This is a genomic window from Phytohabitans sp. LZ39 (genome assembly GCF_059359075.1).
The window spans coordinates 179,520-195,449 of sequence record NZ_JCADBM010000016.1 but is presented as its reverse complement, the minus strand read 5'-3'; the positions used below and the strand labels follow the sequence as shown (position 1 = coordinate 195,449).

Below are 15,930 nucleotides of genomic sequence, written 5' to 3'. Positions count from 1 at the left end.
CCACGGGTCCCAGCCGGCACGGGCTGGGACCCGGTCGTTTCCACACCGTCGACGGCGGGTCAGCTGCCGCGCACGCCCAGGACGCCGGCGCGCGCGACCGGCGCGGGCAGCTCCGGGCCCAGGCTGGCGCGGGCCCAGTCGACCTGGTCGGGCCAGCGCGGGCGCATGAGGTGGTTGAGCCGGGCGCCGTCCGGGTGTACGCGGACGAGGCGAGTGAGGTAGGCCGCGCACCGCCGCCGCACGTACGCCTCGATCATCGACGCGTGGCGCTGTGTCACGCGTAGCCCGATCTTGATCTGCTCCTCCACGCGCGCGACCTCCGCCTCGGCCTCCTCCACGCGGGCGGCCAGGGTGTGCACCACTTCTCGCGGGAGCCGCTGGCCGGCCTCGCCGAACTCGACGGCGAGCGCGTCGCGGCGGGCGGACCGCTCCTTCAGCTCGGCCTCGAGGGCGGCCACGTCGAGCTGGTACGCGATCCACACCTTCTCGATGCGGCCGACGCCGAGCTGGCCGAGAACCATCATCCGCGGCGTAGTCAGCTCGGCCGCCGGGGTGCCCGGCCGCGCGTCCGTGGGCACCGAGGGGATGCCCTTCCGGCCGTCGCGGCCGGCGCACCACCAGTCGGAGAGGCGCGCGAACAGTCCGTACCGGATCGAGGGAGCGACGGGCTTGGTCCAGTCTTTGGAGCGCTTGTCTCTCATGCCGACCCTTCGTCTCGAGGGGAGAACGTCGAGTGTTCGGAAGCGCTGCCCCGTTGCCATGACGTAAATGCGTCGTTTTGCCGTCAAGTGGCCTGTCGGATGATGTCGCTCAGCTCGTTCGTCGCGCGGATCGCGGCCACTCGGCCACCCTTGATGATCATCAGGTCTTCCACCGCGCAGGCCGGCGGCGCGTGGTTGAGCGCGGCGGCCAGCCCCGGGTGCCGCGCCGCCCAGGCGCTCAGCGAGCGCGCCAGCGCGGCCTCCATCTCCTCGGCCGGCATGGGCTCGGCGGCGAACGTGGCCAGGAGGCCTTCGCGGTACGGCCAGAACGACCAGACCTTCGTCTCGTCGATGAGCTGGGTCACCGCGTCGGGCCGGCGGTAGCAGAGCGCGAGCTGGATCGAGTCGAGCCGCCCGTCCTGGATCAGGTCGTCGATCAGTGGATGTCGGGCGTGCGCGCCGGCGACCTCGTAGAAGGTGCTGCGGCTGCCTTGTGGACCGGCCGCCTCGACGATCCGCCGCCAGGTGAGCCGGATGCCCGGGTGCGTCGCGAGCAGCCGCGCCACGGAGCGGAAGTAGATCATCTTCGTGTGCCAGTGGTTGCGCTTGGGGGACCGGGTGGTGGAGAGGCGACGGTGCCACTCGCCGACAACGGTGTTGAACAGGTTGGGGTTGGAGATAGCCAGGGTCATGGTCCTGCCCTCTGTCGGTGCCTCACATTGGCCTGAGCCTGTCCGAACAGTCCGGTGTGACACATGACGTGTTCACGTGGTCTTGCGCCCGGTCACCAGGTCAAGCACGTTGTGCCAGTCGGCGGGCGCGGCACCGGCACGCCACGCGACGTGTTGATCCGGCCGCACGAGCACCAGTGGGAACCCCCAGCGGGCGCGCACGGCGGGATCCGCGGTGGCGAGGTGGTCCATCGGGATCTTGCGTTCGAGTGCGGCGTCGACGAGCGGCCGGCCCGCGGCGTCGTCGCTCAGGTCGACCAGGGTCAGCTCCGGACCCAGCCGGTCGAAGAGCTGCGATCCGTCGGCCATCCGTACCGCCGGGGCCCGACCGCCGGGTGCCACAGTGCACTTGACGCTGTCTGACGGAGAGCACTGTGGACGGTCGTCGGTCCAGATGACCGAGGACGCGAGCCGGTCGCCCACCTGGATGCCGGCGGTGCCGATCTGGTGTGGCTCCTGCTGGAGCACCTCGGCGAGCAGCTCTCGGGTCGCGCCGGCCTTCGCCAGGCGGCTGAATCTTCGCCGGGTCTCCAGGGCCCGGGCCAGAATCTCGCGGTCGATCAGCGCGCGCGGGCGCCGCTCCAGCTCGTAGCTGGCGAGCAGGCCGGGGCCGCCCCAGCCGTTGATCACCGCGGCGAGCTTCCAGCCGAGGTCGATCGCGTCGCCGACGCTGATGTCCGCGCTGTCGGAGACGGGGTGGAAGCGGTGGGCCGCCTCCCCGACCAGGTAGGCGGGACCGCGCTGGTAGGTGGCCGCGACCGCGAGCGAGTCGTCCCACTGGGTGACGCCGAGCACCTCGGCCGGGTCGAGCCGCACGCCGAGCATCGCGCGGAGCACGGCGACCGGATCGGTGGTGATCGGCTCGTCGGGCGCGAGGCCGAGATGGCCGACCCAGGTGTCGTTGTCGCCGCGGGATACGAGCGCGACGCCGCCGACGATGACGGTGGAGAGCCCGCGGCGCGCGAAGCGGCGGGTGAGGTCTTCGCTCCGGAAGTACACCGAGCAGTGCCGTGCCGGCGCGGCCAGCTGCTCCATCGGCACCTCCAGGCACCGCCGCACCGTGCTGTGCGCGCCGTCGCAGCCGGCGACGTGTCGCGCCTCGACGAAGTGGCGGTCGCCCGTGCCCGCCTCGATCAGCTCGACCACCGCGCCGTCGGGCTCGATCCGCAGCCCGGTGAAGGTCCAGCCCTCGCGCAGGTCGATCCGGGGGTGGCGGCGCACGGCATCGCGCAGCTGCTTGGCCAGCTTGGCGCCGGACACCCGCTGGTGGCCTTCTACCGGTGCGCCCCCGTCGTCGAGCGCCGTGCGCGCCGAGTCGCCCGGTGCGACGAGAATCGGGGGCTCGTCGAGGCCCTGGCTCCACTGCAACCCGGTCGGATGGTCGGTGGTCACGCCGTGCTCGCGGATCAGCTCGGTCAACCCCAGCCGCCGCAGCAGCTCCATGCTGCGCCCGGCCAGAAAGTCGAGGCCCGGATGCCGCGGCCCGGTCACCGCCCGCTCGACCACTATGGACGTGACATTGTGATGTGCCAATTCCAAAGCGAGAATTGCACCCACCGCCCCGGCTCCCACCACGAGCACCTCGGTACGCAGTGCTGGCGTAGCCAAGAGACCCCACCCCCCTGTCGCAGTCCCCGTTACGACGTTCCATGGCAATGTTTCGGGATGGCGGCCGATTACGGCATCACGTGCTTGCGCTATTACGGTCCTTCGCGGAAGAACCATGCGAGTGCGGCGCGTCTGTTGACGCCGAGTTTCGTGAATATCTTGCGCAGGTGGCTGTCGACAGTATGCCGAGAGAGGAAGAGTTCGGCGGCGATATCGCGGTTGCTTCGTCCCCTTGCGACCAAAATTGCGACCCGCAGCTCGGCCGGTGTTAGCGAGGCGAGTGGGGAAGGGGCCGGCGGCTCGTCGACGGGTGGCGGGCCGAGGCGCTGTTCGAGCCGGTGCCGGGCGCGTTCGGCACCGCAGTCGGTGGCGATGGACAGTGCCTCCTCGATCAGCGGCCGGGCCGCGTCGTCGTTGTCGCCGCTGAGGTCGGCCGCGTCTTCCAGCGCGGCGGCGAGCGCGAGCCGGTGGCGGGTGCTCCGGTAGCCGTCGACGGCGGCGCGGAGCCGGTCCTGGTCGCGGCGCAGGACGCCGTCGGCGTGTGCGGCGGCGGCGGTGAGGGCGGGCACGGTGGGGTTGCGTTCGGCGAGTTTGTGCGCGGCGGTGACCACGATCTCGGCCCGCTCTGGCTCGCCGGCCTCGACCGCGATGCGCACCAGCGTGGCGGCGGCGCCGGGGTCCTGGACGATCAGCAGCGACCGGTGCGGCATCGCGTCGTAGATGGTGGCGAGGGTTTGCAGTGCGGCGGCCGGGCCGGCGGTCGCCTCTTGCAGTACGCCCTCGGCCCAGGTGGCGTCTTCGGGTGCGGTGGTGATGCCGTCTGCCATCCAGCGGCGCATCCGGTCGATGTACCCGCGGGCCTGGTCGGTCTCGTCGCGCAGGACGGCAAGCCGGGCCAGACCGGCCAGCAGCGGCACCGCCAGGGCGTAGGCGGTGAGGTTTTCGGCGACCTCGACACCGGCGTCGGACTCGGCGATGGCTTCGTCCAGGCGGCCTTCGGCGGTCAGCAGCAGGGCCTGGAAGTAGTGCCACAGCGGCGTGGACCAGGCGGTGCCGAGGCGTTCGGATTCCTGCCGGCCGCGCCGCAGGGTCGTCGCGGCCTCGTCGACGCGGCCGAGGGCGGCCAGGGCGGCGCCGAGCCAGATCCGCGGGTGCCAGTGCGCGGCCTCGCCCCGCGCGCCGTCGGCTATTTCGGTGGCCTCGCTCGCGTAGGCGTAGGAGTCGTCCAATCGGCCTTCGGCCTGCGCGGCCAGGCTGCGGGCGGCGAGCCCGAAGACCGCCGCGCCGGGCTCCTCGGCCACCATCCCGGACTCGTACGCGCTGGAGCCGGAGCGGTCCGCCTCGCTCAGGTCACCGGTGTAGAACAGCGCGTGCGCGCGGACCGCCCACAGCCGGGCCCGGACCGCCTCCGGCACCTCGGGATAGCGCAGGCCCCGGTCGGCGTACTCCACCGCGTTGCGGTTTCGGCCCGCGTGCTTGAACGCCTCGGCGAGCCCGAGCAGCAACGCGGCCTCGATGCGAGCCTCCAGACCCGCGTGCAGGGCCGCCTCGCCCAGCTGCTGCGCCTGCTCCAACCGGCCGGCCGACGCGAGCAGCCGCACCGTGTCGGCGACAAGCTCGGCGCGGCCCGGGTCGTCGGTGCCGAGCACCTCCAGGGCGTGCACCATCAGGTCCGCGGCCGTGCTCGGCGCCACCGCGGCGACCTCGAGCGCCGCCTCGTGCAACAGCCCGACCGCCTCGCGGGTGGACCGGCCGCTGTTGAGCAGGTGCTCGGCCACCTCGACCGGTGAGCGCTCCTCCTCCCGGCCGATGACCGCCGCCTCCCGGTGGTGCAGCGTGCGGACGGCGCTGCCGAGCCTGCCGTAGACCGCCTGCCGCACCAGCTCGTGCGCGAACGCCAGGCCGTCACCCTCGTCGACGAGCACCTTGGCCGTGGTCGCTTCCTCGATCGAGGGCAGCAGCGCGGCCGGCGGGCTTTCGAGCAGTCGCGCGAGGTGGTCGACCGTGAACCTGTCACGCAACACCGACGCGGCGCCGATCATCTGGCGGGTCTGTGGGGACAGGCCGCTCATCGTCTGCTGGACGGTCGTGATGAAGCTCGACGGCAGCTGGTCACCCACGACGGTCGCCACCCCGTCGCGCACCAGCAGCTGACCCGTCGTCAGCAGCGCTTGCATCAGCTGCTCCAGCGCCAGCGGGTTGCCGTCGAAGCCGGCGGCCAGCGCCAGCACGGTGTCGTCCACTTTGGCCTTGACCACGCGGGAGCAGAGCTTTGCCACCGCGTCCTCGTCGAGCCGGCCCAGCACGATTTCCGGCGTGCCCTCCCGGATCAACCGCTCGACGAGGTGCTGGCCCGGGGTGCCTTCCTGCATCGGCCGGCGGGCGAACAGCCACCGCACCGGCGACGACGCCAGCGCGGTCACCAGCTCCCGCAACGCCAGGGCGCTGAACTCGTCAGTCCACTGTGCATCGTCGATCGCGATCACCAGCGGCTGCTGTGCCACGAAGTCTTCCAGGTCACCGGTCAGCCGGTCCAGCGTCCGCACCTGGTTTTCACCCGCCTCGGCGACCCACCCGAAGGCCTGCGTCGCCGGCTGGATCCGTTGCAGCGCCGCCGCCAGCGTGATGAACGGCGCCGCCCGGTCCAGCTCGAACGCCGCCCGCGAAGCCACCGCGAGACCCGCCTTCCGCGCCACGCCGACCGCCGTGTGCAGCAGGTTCGACTTGCCGATACCGGCCGCGCCGGTCAACACCAGGCACCCGCCAACCCCCCGCGCCGTGTCGGCGAACGCCTCATGCAAGATCGCCAATTCTCGGTCACGACCGAAAGTCGTCAGCGGATCCACCCCCCGGGGATCTTGTAACGCCCAACGTTAAGCGCAGATTCTTGTGGACAGCGGTGATCCAGTTAAGCAACCTTTTCGGATGACCTTGCTGGTGCCGCTCGTAGCCCGGTCATTTGCCGTACGGCACGGCGGCCCCGCCACTTGACAAGTTCGCCGCCGTCGCCCTGCCGAGTTCGGCCACCAATTCGAGCATCATCCGGCGGAGAATCGCAGGTCCGTTCTCTGTCAAAACGGACTTGATATGAAACCGGGTGCGCGGCTTGATCAACGCGTGGACGGCGCCGGTCGCAGGAGGTCGCCGGGCCGCGGGCCGGTGAGCGGGAGGTCCGGCCCGTCGGGCAGATCCCGGTCAAACCGCTGTAGTGGCACGTCCAAGCCGGTCGATGCGGCGAAATGACGAGCGTCGCGGTGGAGCCGTCCCCGGCGTCGACCATCGTCATCCACCGGCCCGCTGACGAGGAGTCCGGACGGGGAAATCCCGCTCCCGCCGGAAATCCGACAGTTCCCGATCGCGGGACGCCGGCGCGCCGCGGTGCCGGTACCCGACGGGGCGCCAGGGTCCGCCTCGCCAGTTACTACTCGAACAAGCGGTGCCGCTCGCCCCTACTCATTCGTGCAATGGGCGCGAATCGGCCGCACCCCTACCGTTTTCGACATGCGAATAATCGTGCTCCACGAGGAGCGGGAATGACTGTCAACAATACGATCGGCGGCCGGATCCGGCTACAGCATCTTTACCGGCACGATCCGTCGAGCCTCTTCGTCGTGCCGCTCGACCATTCGGTGACCAGCGGTCCGATCACCCGGAACGGCCAGCTCAACAGGCTTGTCGGCCAGCTCGCCGAAAACGGCGTGGACGCTGTCGTCCTGCACAAGGGCGCGCTCCGGCACATCGACGTGCGCTGGTTTAGGTCGCTGTCCCTCGTCGTCCATCTGAGCGCGAGTACGCGGCACGCTCCCGACCCGGACGCGAAATACCTCGTGTCCTCGGTGGCGGAGGCGCTGCGGCTCGGCGCACACGCGGTGAGCGTGCACGTCAACGTCGGCTCGGAAACGGAGGGCCGGCAGATCGGCGACCTGGCCGCCGTCGCCGAGGCGTGCGACCGCTGGGGCGTACCCCTCGTGGCGATGCTCTATCCGCGCGGGCCGAAAGTCGCCGACGGACGCCTGGCCGACCTCGTCGCGCACGCGGCCGTCATCGCCGCCGATCTCGGCGCCGACCTGGTCAAGTCCGCGCTGCCGAAGGCGGCCAGCGGAATCACGGAGGTCACCGCGAGCTGCCCGGTGCCGGTCCTGGCGGCCGGCGGCTCGGCGTCGTCCGGCGCCGACGGCGCGCTGCGCCACCTGGCCGAGGCCATGCGCGCCGGCGCGGGCGGCATCGCCGCCGGACGCCTCGTATTCACCGCGACAGATCCAGCGGCGATGGCTCGCCGCGTCGCCGCGCTCGTCCACGACCGGACGGCGTCCACGGTCCTGGGAGGGACCCGATGAGAAGGGAACCGTCGATGAAACAGTGCTGGCTCGACATCCGATCCGCCGGCGAGTCGGCGCCGGCGCTCTGCCAGGAGGCGCTGCACCACGGCTTCGACGCGATCGTCGCGGCCGACCCCGCCGACCTCGCACCGCTGCCGCCGACGGTTACGCGCGTGCTGCTGCCCGCCGGCCCCGAACTACCCGACGACTTCGGCGCGGCCGACCTTGTCGTGGTCGACCCGGCCGTGCACGGCACGCCCGACCAGCTGGCCCAGCGGTATCCGGACCGGCGGTTCGGCGTTTTCATCGAGGTCACCGATCAGGAGAGCCTGGACCGGGCGTGCGCGAGCGTCCGGCGGGACGCGTGCACGGTGATCAGCTTCCGCGACCCGACGTACATCCCGCTGGAGATCGTCCTCGCCGCCGCGGCGGACGCGTCCGGCCTGATCATCACCGTGATGGAGCGGCTGGCCGACGCGTCCGTGCACCTCGGCGTCCTCCAGCACGGGCCGGGCGGGCTGATGCTCGCGCCCAGCGCACCGGGCGAGGCGGCCCGCCTCCGGGACGTCGTGACGAGCAAGCCGGGCGCGATCCAACTCGTCACGCTCACGGTCACCGGCGTCACCCACGCCGGCATGGGCGAACGGGCCTGCGTCGACACCTGCACCTACCTGGAGAAGGACGAGGGCATCCTGGTCGGCTCGCGGGCCAAGGGGATGGTGCTCTGCGTGAGCGAGACCCACCCGCTGCCGTACATGCGGACGCGGCCGTTCCGGGTCAACGCCGGCGCGATCATGTCGTACACCCTCGCCGACTCGGAGCGCACACGGTACCTGAGCGAGCTCGCCGCGGGCGAGACGGTGCTGGCGGTCGGCGCGGACGGGCGCACCCGGCACGCGATCGTCGGGCGCGTCAAGATCGAGACCCGCCCGCTGCTCTCCATCGACGCCGTGTCCGACGACGGGCAGCGGGTCAACGTGATCGTGCAGGACGACTGGCACGTGCGGATCCTCGGCCCGGGCGGCGCGGTGCTCAACTCCACCGAGCTCCAGCCCGGCGACCGGATCCTGGGCCACCTGCCGCAACGCGAGCGGCACGTCGGGTACCCCATCGACGAGTTCTGTTACGAGCAGTGATGTTCGACTTCCACGCGAGGTTGGGTCCTGGCCCGGACGCCGCGGGCGCGCTGCTCGCGGCGATGGACGGTGCCGGCATCGAGCGGGCCGCCGTATCCGCCGGCGGCCTGCTGGACCTCGACCGCCTCTCCACGCAGATCGTCGACGGCGGCCGCAGCGACGTGGCGGTGGACAACGGGCGCACCCTCGCGCTCGCTCGTGACACAAGCGGCCGGCTCCTGCCGTTCTTCTTCGCCGACCCGTGCCGCGACGTCGCCGTGTACCGGGCCGCCGCGCCGCGCTACCGCGGGCTGGAGATCTCGCCCGCGGTGCACGGCTTTCGTCTCGACGACCCGGCGGTGGCCGCGCTCGTCGAGACCGCGGCGGCCGCACGGCATCCGGTTTACCTGGTGTGCCTGGCCCAGCCGGGCACGCGCACCGGCGACCTGGTGACCCTCGCCCGCCGCTTCCCGGAGGTGACCTTCGTGTACGGACACTGTGGACACACCGGGCTGGACGCGAGTGGCCTGGCCACGATCGCGCCCTGCCCGAACATCGTCGCCGAGACGTCCGGCTGTTACACGGCCGCGGCCGCACTGGCGCTGCGGCGGCTCGGCGCGGAGCGGGTGGTGTTCGGCACCGCGTACCCGCTCCAGCACCCGCGGGTGGAGATCGTGAAGCTCGCGGCCGTCCCGATGAGCCGGGCGGACCGCCACCTCGTCATGGCGGCGAACGCGTGCCGCCTGCTCGGAGAGGAGGAGTCGTGAACCTGCCACGGATCGGCGACTGGCACGGGTATGACGAACTGCGCCGGATCCAGGACACGCACCTCGTGGAGACGTTGCGGGCGGCGGCGCGCTCCCCGTTCTACCGGGCGCGCGGGGATGTGCCGACCAACCGCGCCGAGCTCGGGGACGTCGCGCTGACCACGAAGCGGGACCTGCGCGAGGCGTACCCGTTCGGTCTGCTCGCCGTCGACCGGGCCGAGCTCGCCACCTACCACGAGTCGAGCGGCAGCAGCGGCGCACCGACGTCGGCGTACTACACGGAAGGCGACTGGCTGGACCTGACCGAGCGGTTCGTCCGCAAGCCGGTCGGTATCCACCCGAGCGACATGTTCCTCGTCCGGACGCCGTACTCCCTCATGCTCACCGCTCACCTCGCGCACGCCGCCGCCCGGATGTGCGGCGCGACGGTCGTGCCGGCGGACAACCGGTCGCTCGCGATGCCGTACTCCCGTGTGGTCCGGGTGCTGCGCGACCTGGACGTGACACTGACCTGGTCGCTGCCGACCGACGCGTTGCTGTGGGCGGCGGCGGCCGCCCTCGCCGGCCACCGCACCGACCGCGACTTCCCCGCGCTGCGCGCGCTCATCGTCGCCGGCGAGCCGCTCAGTGCGGCGCGCCGCGACCGGATCGCCGCGCTGTGGGGCGCACCGGTGGTGGAGGACTACGGCGCGACGGAGACCGGCAGCCTGGCCGGGGTGTGCCCGCATGGCAGCCTGCACCTCTGGGCCGACCGCGCCATCTTCGAGGTGTACGACCAGGCGACGGGACGTACCGCGCCCGACGGCCGGGGCCAGCTCGTCGTCACGCCGCTCTTCCGCGAGGCAATGCCACTGCTCCGGTACAACATCGAGGACGAGGTCGAGGTGGCGTACGGCACCTGTGCCTGCGGCTGGTGGCTGCCGACCGTCCGGGTGCTGGGGCGCACCGCCTTCGACTGCCGGACCGCCGGGGTGCCACTCACCCAGATCGGCCTGGAGGAGCTCGTGTTCGGCCTGCCGGCGGAGTACGGCGTGCTCTTCTGGCGGGCCCGTGCCGGTAGCACCCGTCTGCGGGTCGAGATCGAGGTGGCCGACCGGCACCGCGCGCCCGCCGTCGCCGCGCTCGTGGCGGCGATCGGCCGCACCTACGGCATCGACGCCGAGGTGGTGCCGGTGCCGCCGGGCGGGCTCGTGCCGGCTCCGCTGCTGACCGCTACCGCCGACGTCATGAAGCCCCGCGGTCTCTTCCGCGAGGACGAGGACTGGGCCAAGGCGCTGCGGTATTACTAGCCGCCTGATCGTGCGGGCAGCGCTGTAGGTCGATCACTGAGTCTGGTGGCAAGCTCGCTCACCAAGTGGAGGGTCCGATGCGGGTCGCCGTTGTCGGCGCGGGTGTTGGCGGCCTCGTCACCGCCGCGTCACTGGCCCTGGAGGGCGTGCGCTGCACGGTCTTCGAGCGCTCCGGCGGGCCGCCGGACGTGGGCGGCGGCATCCAGATCGCGCCGAACGGCGCGCGGGTGCTGCACCGGCTGGGCCTCGGGCCGGCCCTGCGCGCCGTCGCGACCCGGCCCGCCGCCGTGGAGCTGCGGCGGTGGCAGGACGGCCGGCTGATCGGCCGCACCGAGCTCGGCCCCGCGGCGGAGGAGCGGTACGGCGTCCCGTACTACGCGCTGCGCCGCACCGACCTGAGCCGCATGCTCCTGCACGCGGTCGAGGCCCGGTGCGGCGCCGGCACCGTCCAGTTCGGACAGCAGTGCGTCGGCCTCGACGAGTCGCCGTACGGCGTCCGGCTGCGGTTCGCCGGCGGACAGGCGCACGACGCGGACATCGCCGTCGGCGCCGACGGGATCCACTCCGTGGTGCGGCGCGCACTCGCCGGGGACGCCCCGCGCTTCACCGGCCACACGGTCTATCGCGCGCTGATACCCGTGGCCCGGCTGCCGTGGCTCTCCGGACCGCACCGGATCACCGTCTGGTTGGGCCCGCGACAGCACTGCGTCTGCTATCCCGTCGGCCGCTCCGGCGCGGTCAACCTCGTCGCCACCGTGGAGTCCGATCATTCACCGGAGGGGTTCACCCGCGGCGACGCGGGCCGGCTGGCCGACGCGTACCAGGGCTGGCACACGAACGTGCGGCGCATGTTGGCCGCCGCGGACCACCTTGTCCACCATGGACTCTTCGACCGGACGCCGCTGCGCGGCTGGCACCGGGGTCGCATCGTGGTGGTCGGCGACGCGGCCCACCCGATGCTGCCCTTCCTCGCGCAGGGCGCGACCCAGGCCATCGAAGACGCGGCCACCCTCGCCGCGTGCGTACGCGACCCGGGCGGGCTGGCGCGGTACGAGGCGCTCCGCCGCCCGCGCGTCGACCGCGTCGTGGCGGCGGTGCGGGAAAGGGCCGTGCGCATGCACCTTCCCGACGGGCCACGTCAGCGGCAGCGCGACCGCGAGCTCGCCGGCGCCCAACTGTCCGATCAGGACTGGCTGTACGGGTGGGACCACCCGCCTCGATCACGAACGGAGCCCTCCGATGTCGATCCCGACCATCGCGCCGTACCCGATGCCGACGGTGGCGCAGCTGCGCCCAGGCCCAGCGGAGTGGCGGGCTGACCCGCGCCGTGCGGTGCTGCTCATCCACGACATGCAGCGGTACTTCTTCTCGTTCTTTCCACCGGATCGATCGCCGGCCAAGCACCTGCTCGCCAACATCGGCGAGTTGCGAAGCACGGCCGCCGCACTAGGGATCCCCGTCGTGTTCACCGTCCAGCCTGGACAGGTGTCCCGCGCCGACCGCGGTCTGCTCTACGACGTATGGGGCGAAGGGATGTCCGACGCGGCCGAGGCGAGGGGCGTCGTCGAGGAGATCTCGCCTGGCCCAGGCGACCTGGTGGTGACGAAGTGCCGCTACAGCGCGTTTCACCGCACCGGGCTCGCGGCACACCTGGCGGCGGTGGGGCGCGACCAGCTGATCGTCTGCGGCGTCTTCGCGCACATCGGTTGCTTGCTGACCGCCTGTGACGCGTACTCGCACGACATCCAGCCGTTTCTGGTGGCGGACGCGGTCGCGGACTTCACCGCCGAAGACCACCTCATGGCGCTCGACTACGCCGCCCGGCGCTGCGCGGTGACCGCGACCACGGAGGATCTCGTCACCGCACTCCGCGCCTGTGGCTAGCCGACAAGCGCGCCATGCGGTGACGGTCAGCGCTGCGAAGTCCTGCCATACCGCGCGCACCCGCTCCTCCGAGCCCACCTGGACGAGCAGGTCGTACACGCCACGGCTGGCAGCGAGGACGTCGGCACCGCCCAGCGCGATCCGCAGCTACGCGCTCGGCTCGACGAGCGCGTTTTTTCGACTTTCGGTGCTCCACACTGTTGTCTACAAAGGACTGTGGCTACTACTCGCATTGGCGGTGGTTGCCACAGGGCCGCTCCGCATAGCGTGGTGTACATGACGACGGTAGTGCAGAAGTACGGCGGCAGCTCGGTGGCGACAGCGGCGCGGATCGCCATGGTGGCCGAGCGGATCGCGCATATCCGGTCCGCTGGGTGGCCGGTCGCCGTCGTGGTTTCGGCGACCGGGGACACCACCGACGACCTGCTGCGGCTGGCAGCTCAGGTCAGCGGCGTGCCCCACCCGCGCGAGACCGACCAGCTGCTCGCCACGGGTGAGTGTGTCTCTGCCGCGCTGCTGGCGATCGCGCTGCGGGACCGGGGCGTACCCGCGGTGTCGCTCACTGGCGGCCAGGCGGGCTTCCGGGTAAGCGGCCCGCACGGCGGCGGATTGGTCGAGCGCGTGTGCACCGGGCGGGTTCGCGGCCTGCTGGCCGATGGCAATGTCGTAGTCGTTGCCGGCTTCCAGGGCGTCAACGACGCCGGCGACGTGGTGACGCTGGGGCGCGGGGGCTCCGACACCTCGGCGGTCGCGCTCGCGGCCGAGCTCGGCGCGCGTGTCTGCCGGATCTACACGGACGTCGCGGGTGTCTTCACGGCAGATCCCCGGATGGTACCGAGTGCGCGGCTGCTGCACCGGCTCCCGTCCGACGTGATGGCCGAGCTGGCCTTCGCCGGCGCGCGGGTCCTGCACGCCCGCTCCGTTGAGCTCGCCAGGATGTCCGATGTGGACATCGAAGTGCGCGACGCGGCGTCAGACGAGCCTGCCACCGTAATCGAGTGCCGTTCGAGTGGGCTGGAGAGCCGCTCCTACGTCGTCGCGGTGGCACACGACACCGACGTCGTACACCTGACGGTCGACGGCGGCGTCCCGCCGGGCGACCTGCTCGACCTCCTCGCGGACCAGGCCGCGCCGCCGGACCTGCTGTCGTACGCGGCGGCCGGGCCGCGGTGCGGCTTCACCGTCACCGCCGCGGGTGCCGCCCGGTTGAGTGAGCCGCTGGCCGGCCTGGCTGCCGCGTACGGCGGCCATGTGTTGACCGATGCGGCGGCCGGCAAGGTGTCGGTGGTCGGCACCGGCCTCCTGAGCCGGCCGCACCTCACCGGCCGCGTCCTAACCACGCTGTCCTCCGCCGGCATCGCGCCCACCTGGATCGGGGGCAGCCAGATGCGCGTGTCCGCGGTGGTGCCGGCGGCCGAAACCGTACGCGCGGCGACCGTCCTGCATCGTGCGTTCGGGCTTGACCGGGCTGTTCCCGTCAGGCGGTGAGGCGGCCGCCGTTTCCCAGCACGTGGCCGCCATACGCGACCAGTGGTGGGCAGCGGCGCAGAAGGGCCGCCGTGTACGCGGCTGCCGCGGCCGAGGCGTACGGCCGCCAGACGTGGTCGAGGTGGCTGTCCGCGTAGTCGCTGATGCCCCGCACGACGAGATACTGCCGGCCGGCCGCGAAGGCTGCTGTGCCGACGCCGTGCCCCTCCATCTCGATCGCGCTGATCTCCCAGCGGCCGGCGATGGCGTCGCGGGAGGCGGCGCTCCGCACGGAGCGGTCGGCGCTGCCGATCGCGGCATAGTGGACCTTCGGTCGGTTCGGACGATGACCGCTACGTTCTGCCCGTGGATGCCGGATTCGCTCCGCGTGCGGGTCGTCACTGGCGTGCAGCCGGTCGGTCGAGCTTGGCGGGCGGGCGCAATCCGGCAGTGCCGCGATGATCCGGTCAAGCTCGGCCTCCCATGGGCGCAGGCCCGCCCGCTCCTCCCCGGCGAGCAGCAGCGCCTTCGGGGTGAGCAGGGCCGACGGCGGGGGAAACGCCTGGCGTGGGCGGACGCCACCTACTTCGTCGCCGATGTGGTCGTACGCGACGATCCCCCACGTGGCCACCACGATGTCGCCGAGGCGTACGTGACGCTCGGGCCGCTTGGGCGCCGGAATGCCGGCGGCGACGCCCACCAGTACCACCTGATTGATCGACGCGAAGCCGCCGAACATGCCGGTGACGCCCGCGGCGGCGGCCGGGTTGGCCGTGCCGCCGAGCAGTGTGAGCGCGACCTGATGCGGGTTGTCCGGATCGGCGCTCGGCATGGTGCCCAGCACGTACGTGGCGTAGTCGCCGTCGATCACCCGCACCTCCGGATCGGTGATCGTCTGGCGCACCGCGGCGAACTCTACGGGCAGCGCCGTCACCAGGCCGATCGTGGGCGCCGGAGTGGCGGCGAGGGCACTGCGTACGTTATGCACAGCGACCCGCTCGCGGGTGCTCTCCAGGTACGACTGGTCGGCCTCAAGCTGCTGCACCAGCCGGTCGGCCACACGCCGGTCGTCGGTGACGAAGCCGCACGCGTCGGCCGCGGAGACGCGGGCCACCATGTTGTCCCGAGCCAGTCCTACCGAGGTCGCCATGTCGCGAAGGGAGGCGATCGAGACGGTCAGCTTCTCGACGTCGGCCGCGCCTTCGTACGCGGCCTCCAACCCGGCTTCGGCCCGCTGCCGCACACGGCCGTGGTATCGGACCCGCGCCGCGTCGAGGAGATACTGGGTGAACGGTGCCGCGTCGCGGTCGCTACCGGACCAGACCCAGGCGGTGAGGCCCGCGCGGTTGTGGGCTTCGGCGAGCACGACGAAGCGGCGCTCGGTGGCTACCTGAAGCCGCGGCGTCAGCTCCCACATCGCACGCCCTGCGGTCATGACCCCGGAGTTCAGCCAGCCGTCGTCCTCGGCCAGAAGGAGGCCGGCGGACGAGGCGATTTGGTCGAGCGCGCGAAACGGAGACGCCGCCGGGGGCGCCAGGCCGAGGTAGAGACGCGCGACGCCGAGCATCGGGTCGCCGACCTCCGCCACCACGCTGTCCCAGTCGCGGTCGAGGCCGGCCCACCCGACACCCCGCTTCGATGCGGACGCGCACATCAGGATGGAGAGGGTGAGCACGTCGCGGTCGCGGCGCAGGAGCATCCGTACAGTCGCGGCGGGGTCCCGCGCCGCGGCGACTGTTCCCATGGCCGGCGGGCCTGAGGGCAGGTCGACCGGCATGTCAAGGGTGGGCACGGTGGCACCGAGCAGTATCCGGCAGCGGCGCCAGATCTCGCCGAGCCGCGCGAACGCCCTCGCGGCTCCCGGGCCGGCAACCGGTGCGAAGTAGTGCACGGCCAATCCTTGCCGGGTGACGTACACACCGGACACCGGCCGCACCGGTCCGTCCCGCGCCAACTGCTCGTCCGGGTCGTCCAGGTCGACGCCCAAGTCGTGCACCAAGCGATCACGGAACACCAGGGCCGGCCGCATCGCCGGCAACTCCTCGTGGA

Annotated in this window: 12 protein-coding genes; 7 read left to right on the top strand and 5 right to left on the bottom strand. The window is 72.1% G+C overall.

Features of this window, described 5'->3' with window-relative positions; translation table 11 throughout:
- Positions 1 to 59: 59 nt before the first annotated feature.
- The 4 genes from AC5L36_RS28615 to AC5L36_RS28600 form a co-directional block, all read right to left on the bottom strand.
- Positions 60 to 701, bottom strand: a complete 642-nt coding sequence (locus tag AC5L36_RS28615; RefSeq protein WP_441221770.1) for a hypothetical protein — start codon at positions 699 to 701, stop codon at positions 60 to 62.
- An 83-nt stretch (positions 702 to 784) separates the two neighbouring features.
- Complete coding sequence (locus AC5L36_RS28610) at positions 785 to 1,393, bottom strand: hypothetical protein (RefSeq protein WP_441221768.1); 609 nt, start codon at positions 1,391 to 1,393, stop codon at positions 785 to 787.
- A gap of 72 nt (positions 1,394 to 1,465) precedes the next feature.
- Positions 1,466 to 3,040, bottom strand: coding sequence for an FAD-dependent monooxygenase (locus AC5L36_RS28605; protein WP_441221766.1), 1,575 nt, complete (start codon positions 3,038 to 3,040; stop codon positions 1,466 to 1,468).
- Positions 3,041 to 3,132: 92 nt separating this feature from the next.
- Positions 3,133 to 5,886: an ATP-binding protein gene (locus AC5L36_RS28600; protein ID WP_441221764.1), complete on the bottom strand. Its 2,754-nt coding sequence runs from the start codon at positions 5,884 to 5,886 to the stop codon at positions 3,133 to 3,135.
- A gap of 687 nt (positions 5,887 to 6,573) precedes the next feature.
- On the opposite strand from AC5L36_RS28600, the gene AC5L36_RS28595 reads away from it, so the two are divergent.
- The 7 genes from AC5L36_RS28595 to AC5L36_RS28565 all read left to right on the top strand — a co-directional run bounded on the left by AC5L36_RS28595 (position 6,574) and on the right by AC5L36_RS28565 (position 13,902).
- Positions 6,574 to 7,377, top strand: coding sequence for a 2-amino-3,7-dideoxy-D-threo-hept-6-ulosonate synthase (locus AC5L36_RS28595; RefSeq protein ID WP_441221762.1), 804 nt, complete (start codon positions 6,574 to 6,576; stop codon positions 7,375 to 7,377).
- Positions 7,374 to 8,495 carry a 3-dehydroquinate synthase II family protein gene (locus AC5L36_RS28590; protein ID WP_441221760.1) on the top strand — a complete coding sequence of 374 codons (1,122 nt, stop codon included), beginning with the start codon at positions 7,374 to 7,376 and terminating at the stop codon, positions 8,493 to 8,495. Before AC5L36_RS28595 ends, AC5L36_RS28590 begins: the two co-directional genes overlap by 4 nt.
- Positions 8,495 to 9,241, top strand: a complete 747-nt coding sequence (locus tag AC5L36_RS28585) for an amidohydrolase family protein (RefSeq protein ID WP_441221758.1) — start codon at positions 8,495 to 8,497, stop codon at positions 9,239 to 9,241. Before AC5L36_RS28590 ends, AC5L36_RS28585 begins: the two co-directional genes overlap by 1 nt.
- On the top strand, positions 9,238 to 10,530 hold the full coding sequence (locus AC5L36_RS28580) for a phenylacetate--CoA ligase family protein (protein WP_441221756.1): 1,293 nt from the start codon (positions 9,238 to 9,240) through the stop codon (positions 10,528 to 10,530). The genes AC5L36_RS28585 and AC5L36_RS28580 overlap by 4 nt, the downstream gene beginning before the upstream one ends.
- Before the next feature lie 77 nt (positions 10,531 to 10,607).
- Positions 10,608 to 11,849: an FAD-dependent monooxygenase gene (locus AC5L36_RS28575; protein WP_441221754.1), complete on the top strand. Its 1,242-nt coding sequence runs from the start codon at positions 10,608 to 10,610 to the stop codon at positions 11,847 to 11,849.
- Complete coding sequence (locus AC5L36_RS28570; protein WP_441221752.1) at positions 11,770 to 12,414, top strand: isochorismatase family protein; 645 nt, start codon at positions 11,770 to 11,772, stop codon at positions 12,412 to 12,414. Before AC5L36_RS28575 ends, AC5L36_RS28570 begins: the two co-directional genes overlap by 80 nt.
- Positions 12,415 to 12,690: 276 nt before the next feature.
- Positions 12,691 to 13,902 (top strand): aspartate kinase, encoded by a 1,212-nt coding sequence (locus AC5L36_RS28565; RefSeq protein WP_441221750.1) that lies wholly within the window; start codon positions 12,691 to 12,693, stop codon positions 13,900 to 13,902.
- On the opposite strand, the gene AC5L36_RS28560 is transcribed toward AC5L36_RS28565, so the two are convergent.
- Positions 13,892 to 15,877, bottom strand: coding sequence for a CATRA conflict system CASPASE/TPR repeat-associated protein (locus AC5L36_RS28560; RefSeq protein WP_441221884.1), 1,986 nt, complete (start codon positions 15,875 to 15,877; stop codon positions 13,892 to 13,894). The two genes, AC5L36_RS28565 and AC5L36_RS28560, sit on opposite strands and share 11 nt — an antisense overlap.
- Positions 15,878 to 15,930 lie beyond the last annotated feature (53 nt).

Bases quoted from the DNA above. Each gene is read 5' to 3' on its own strand.
- AC5L36_RS28615 (WP_441221770.1), bottom strand. From the start codon at position 701: ATGAGAGACAAGCGCTCCAAAGACTGGACCAAGCCCGTCGCTCCCTCG.
- AC5L36_RS28610 (WP_441221768.1), bottom strand. From the start codon at position 1,393: ATGACCCTGGCTATCTCCAACCCCAACCTGTTCAACACCGTTGTCGGC.
- AC5L36_RS28595 (WP_441221762.1), top strand. From the start codon at position 6,574: ATGACTGTCAACAATACGATCGGCGGCCGGATCCGGCTACAGCATCTT.
- AC5L36_RS28590 (WP_441221760.1), top strand. From the start codon at position 7,374: ATGAGAAGGGAACCGTCGATGAAACAGTGCTGGCTCGACATCCGATCC.
- AC5L36_RS28585 (WP_441221758.1), top strand. From the start codon at position 8,495: ATGTTCGACTTCCACGCGAGGTTGGGTCCTGGCCCGGACGCCGCGGGC.
- AC5L36_RS28575 (WP_441221754.1), top strand. From the start codon at position 10,608: ATGCGGGTCGCCGTTGTCGGCGCGGGTGTTGGCGGCCTCGTCACCGCC.
- AC5L36_RS28570 (WP_441221752.1), top strand. From the start codon at position 11,770: ATGTCGATCCCGACCATCGCGCCGTACCCGATGCCGACGGTGGCGCAG.
- AC5L36_RS28565 (WP_441221750.1), top strand. From the start codon at position 12,691: ATGACGACGGTAGTGCAGAAGTACGGCGGCAGCTCGGTGGCGACAGCG.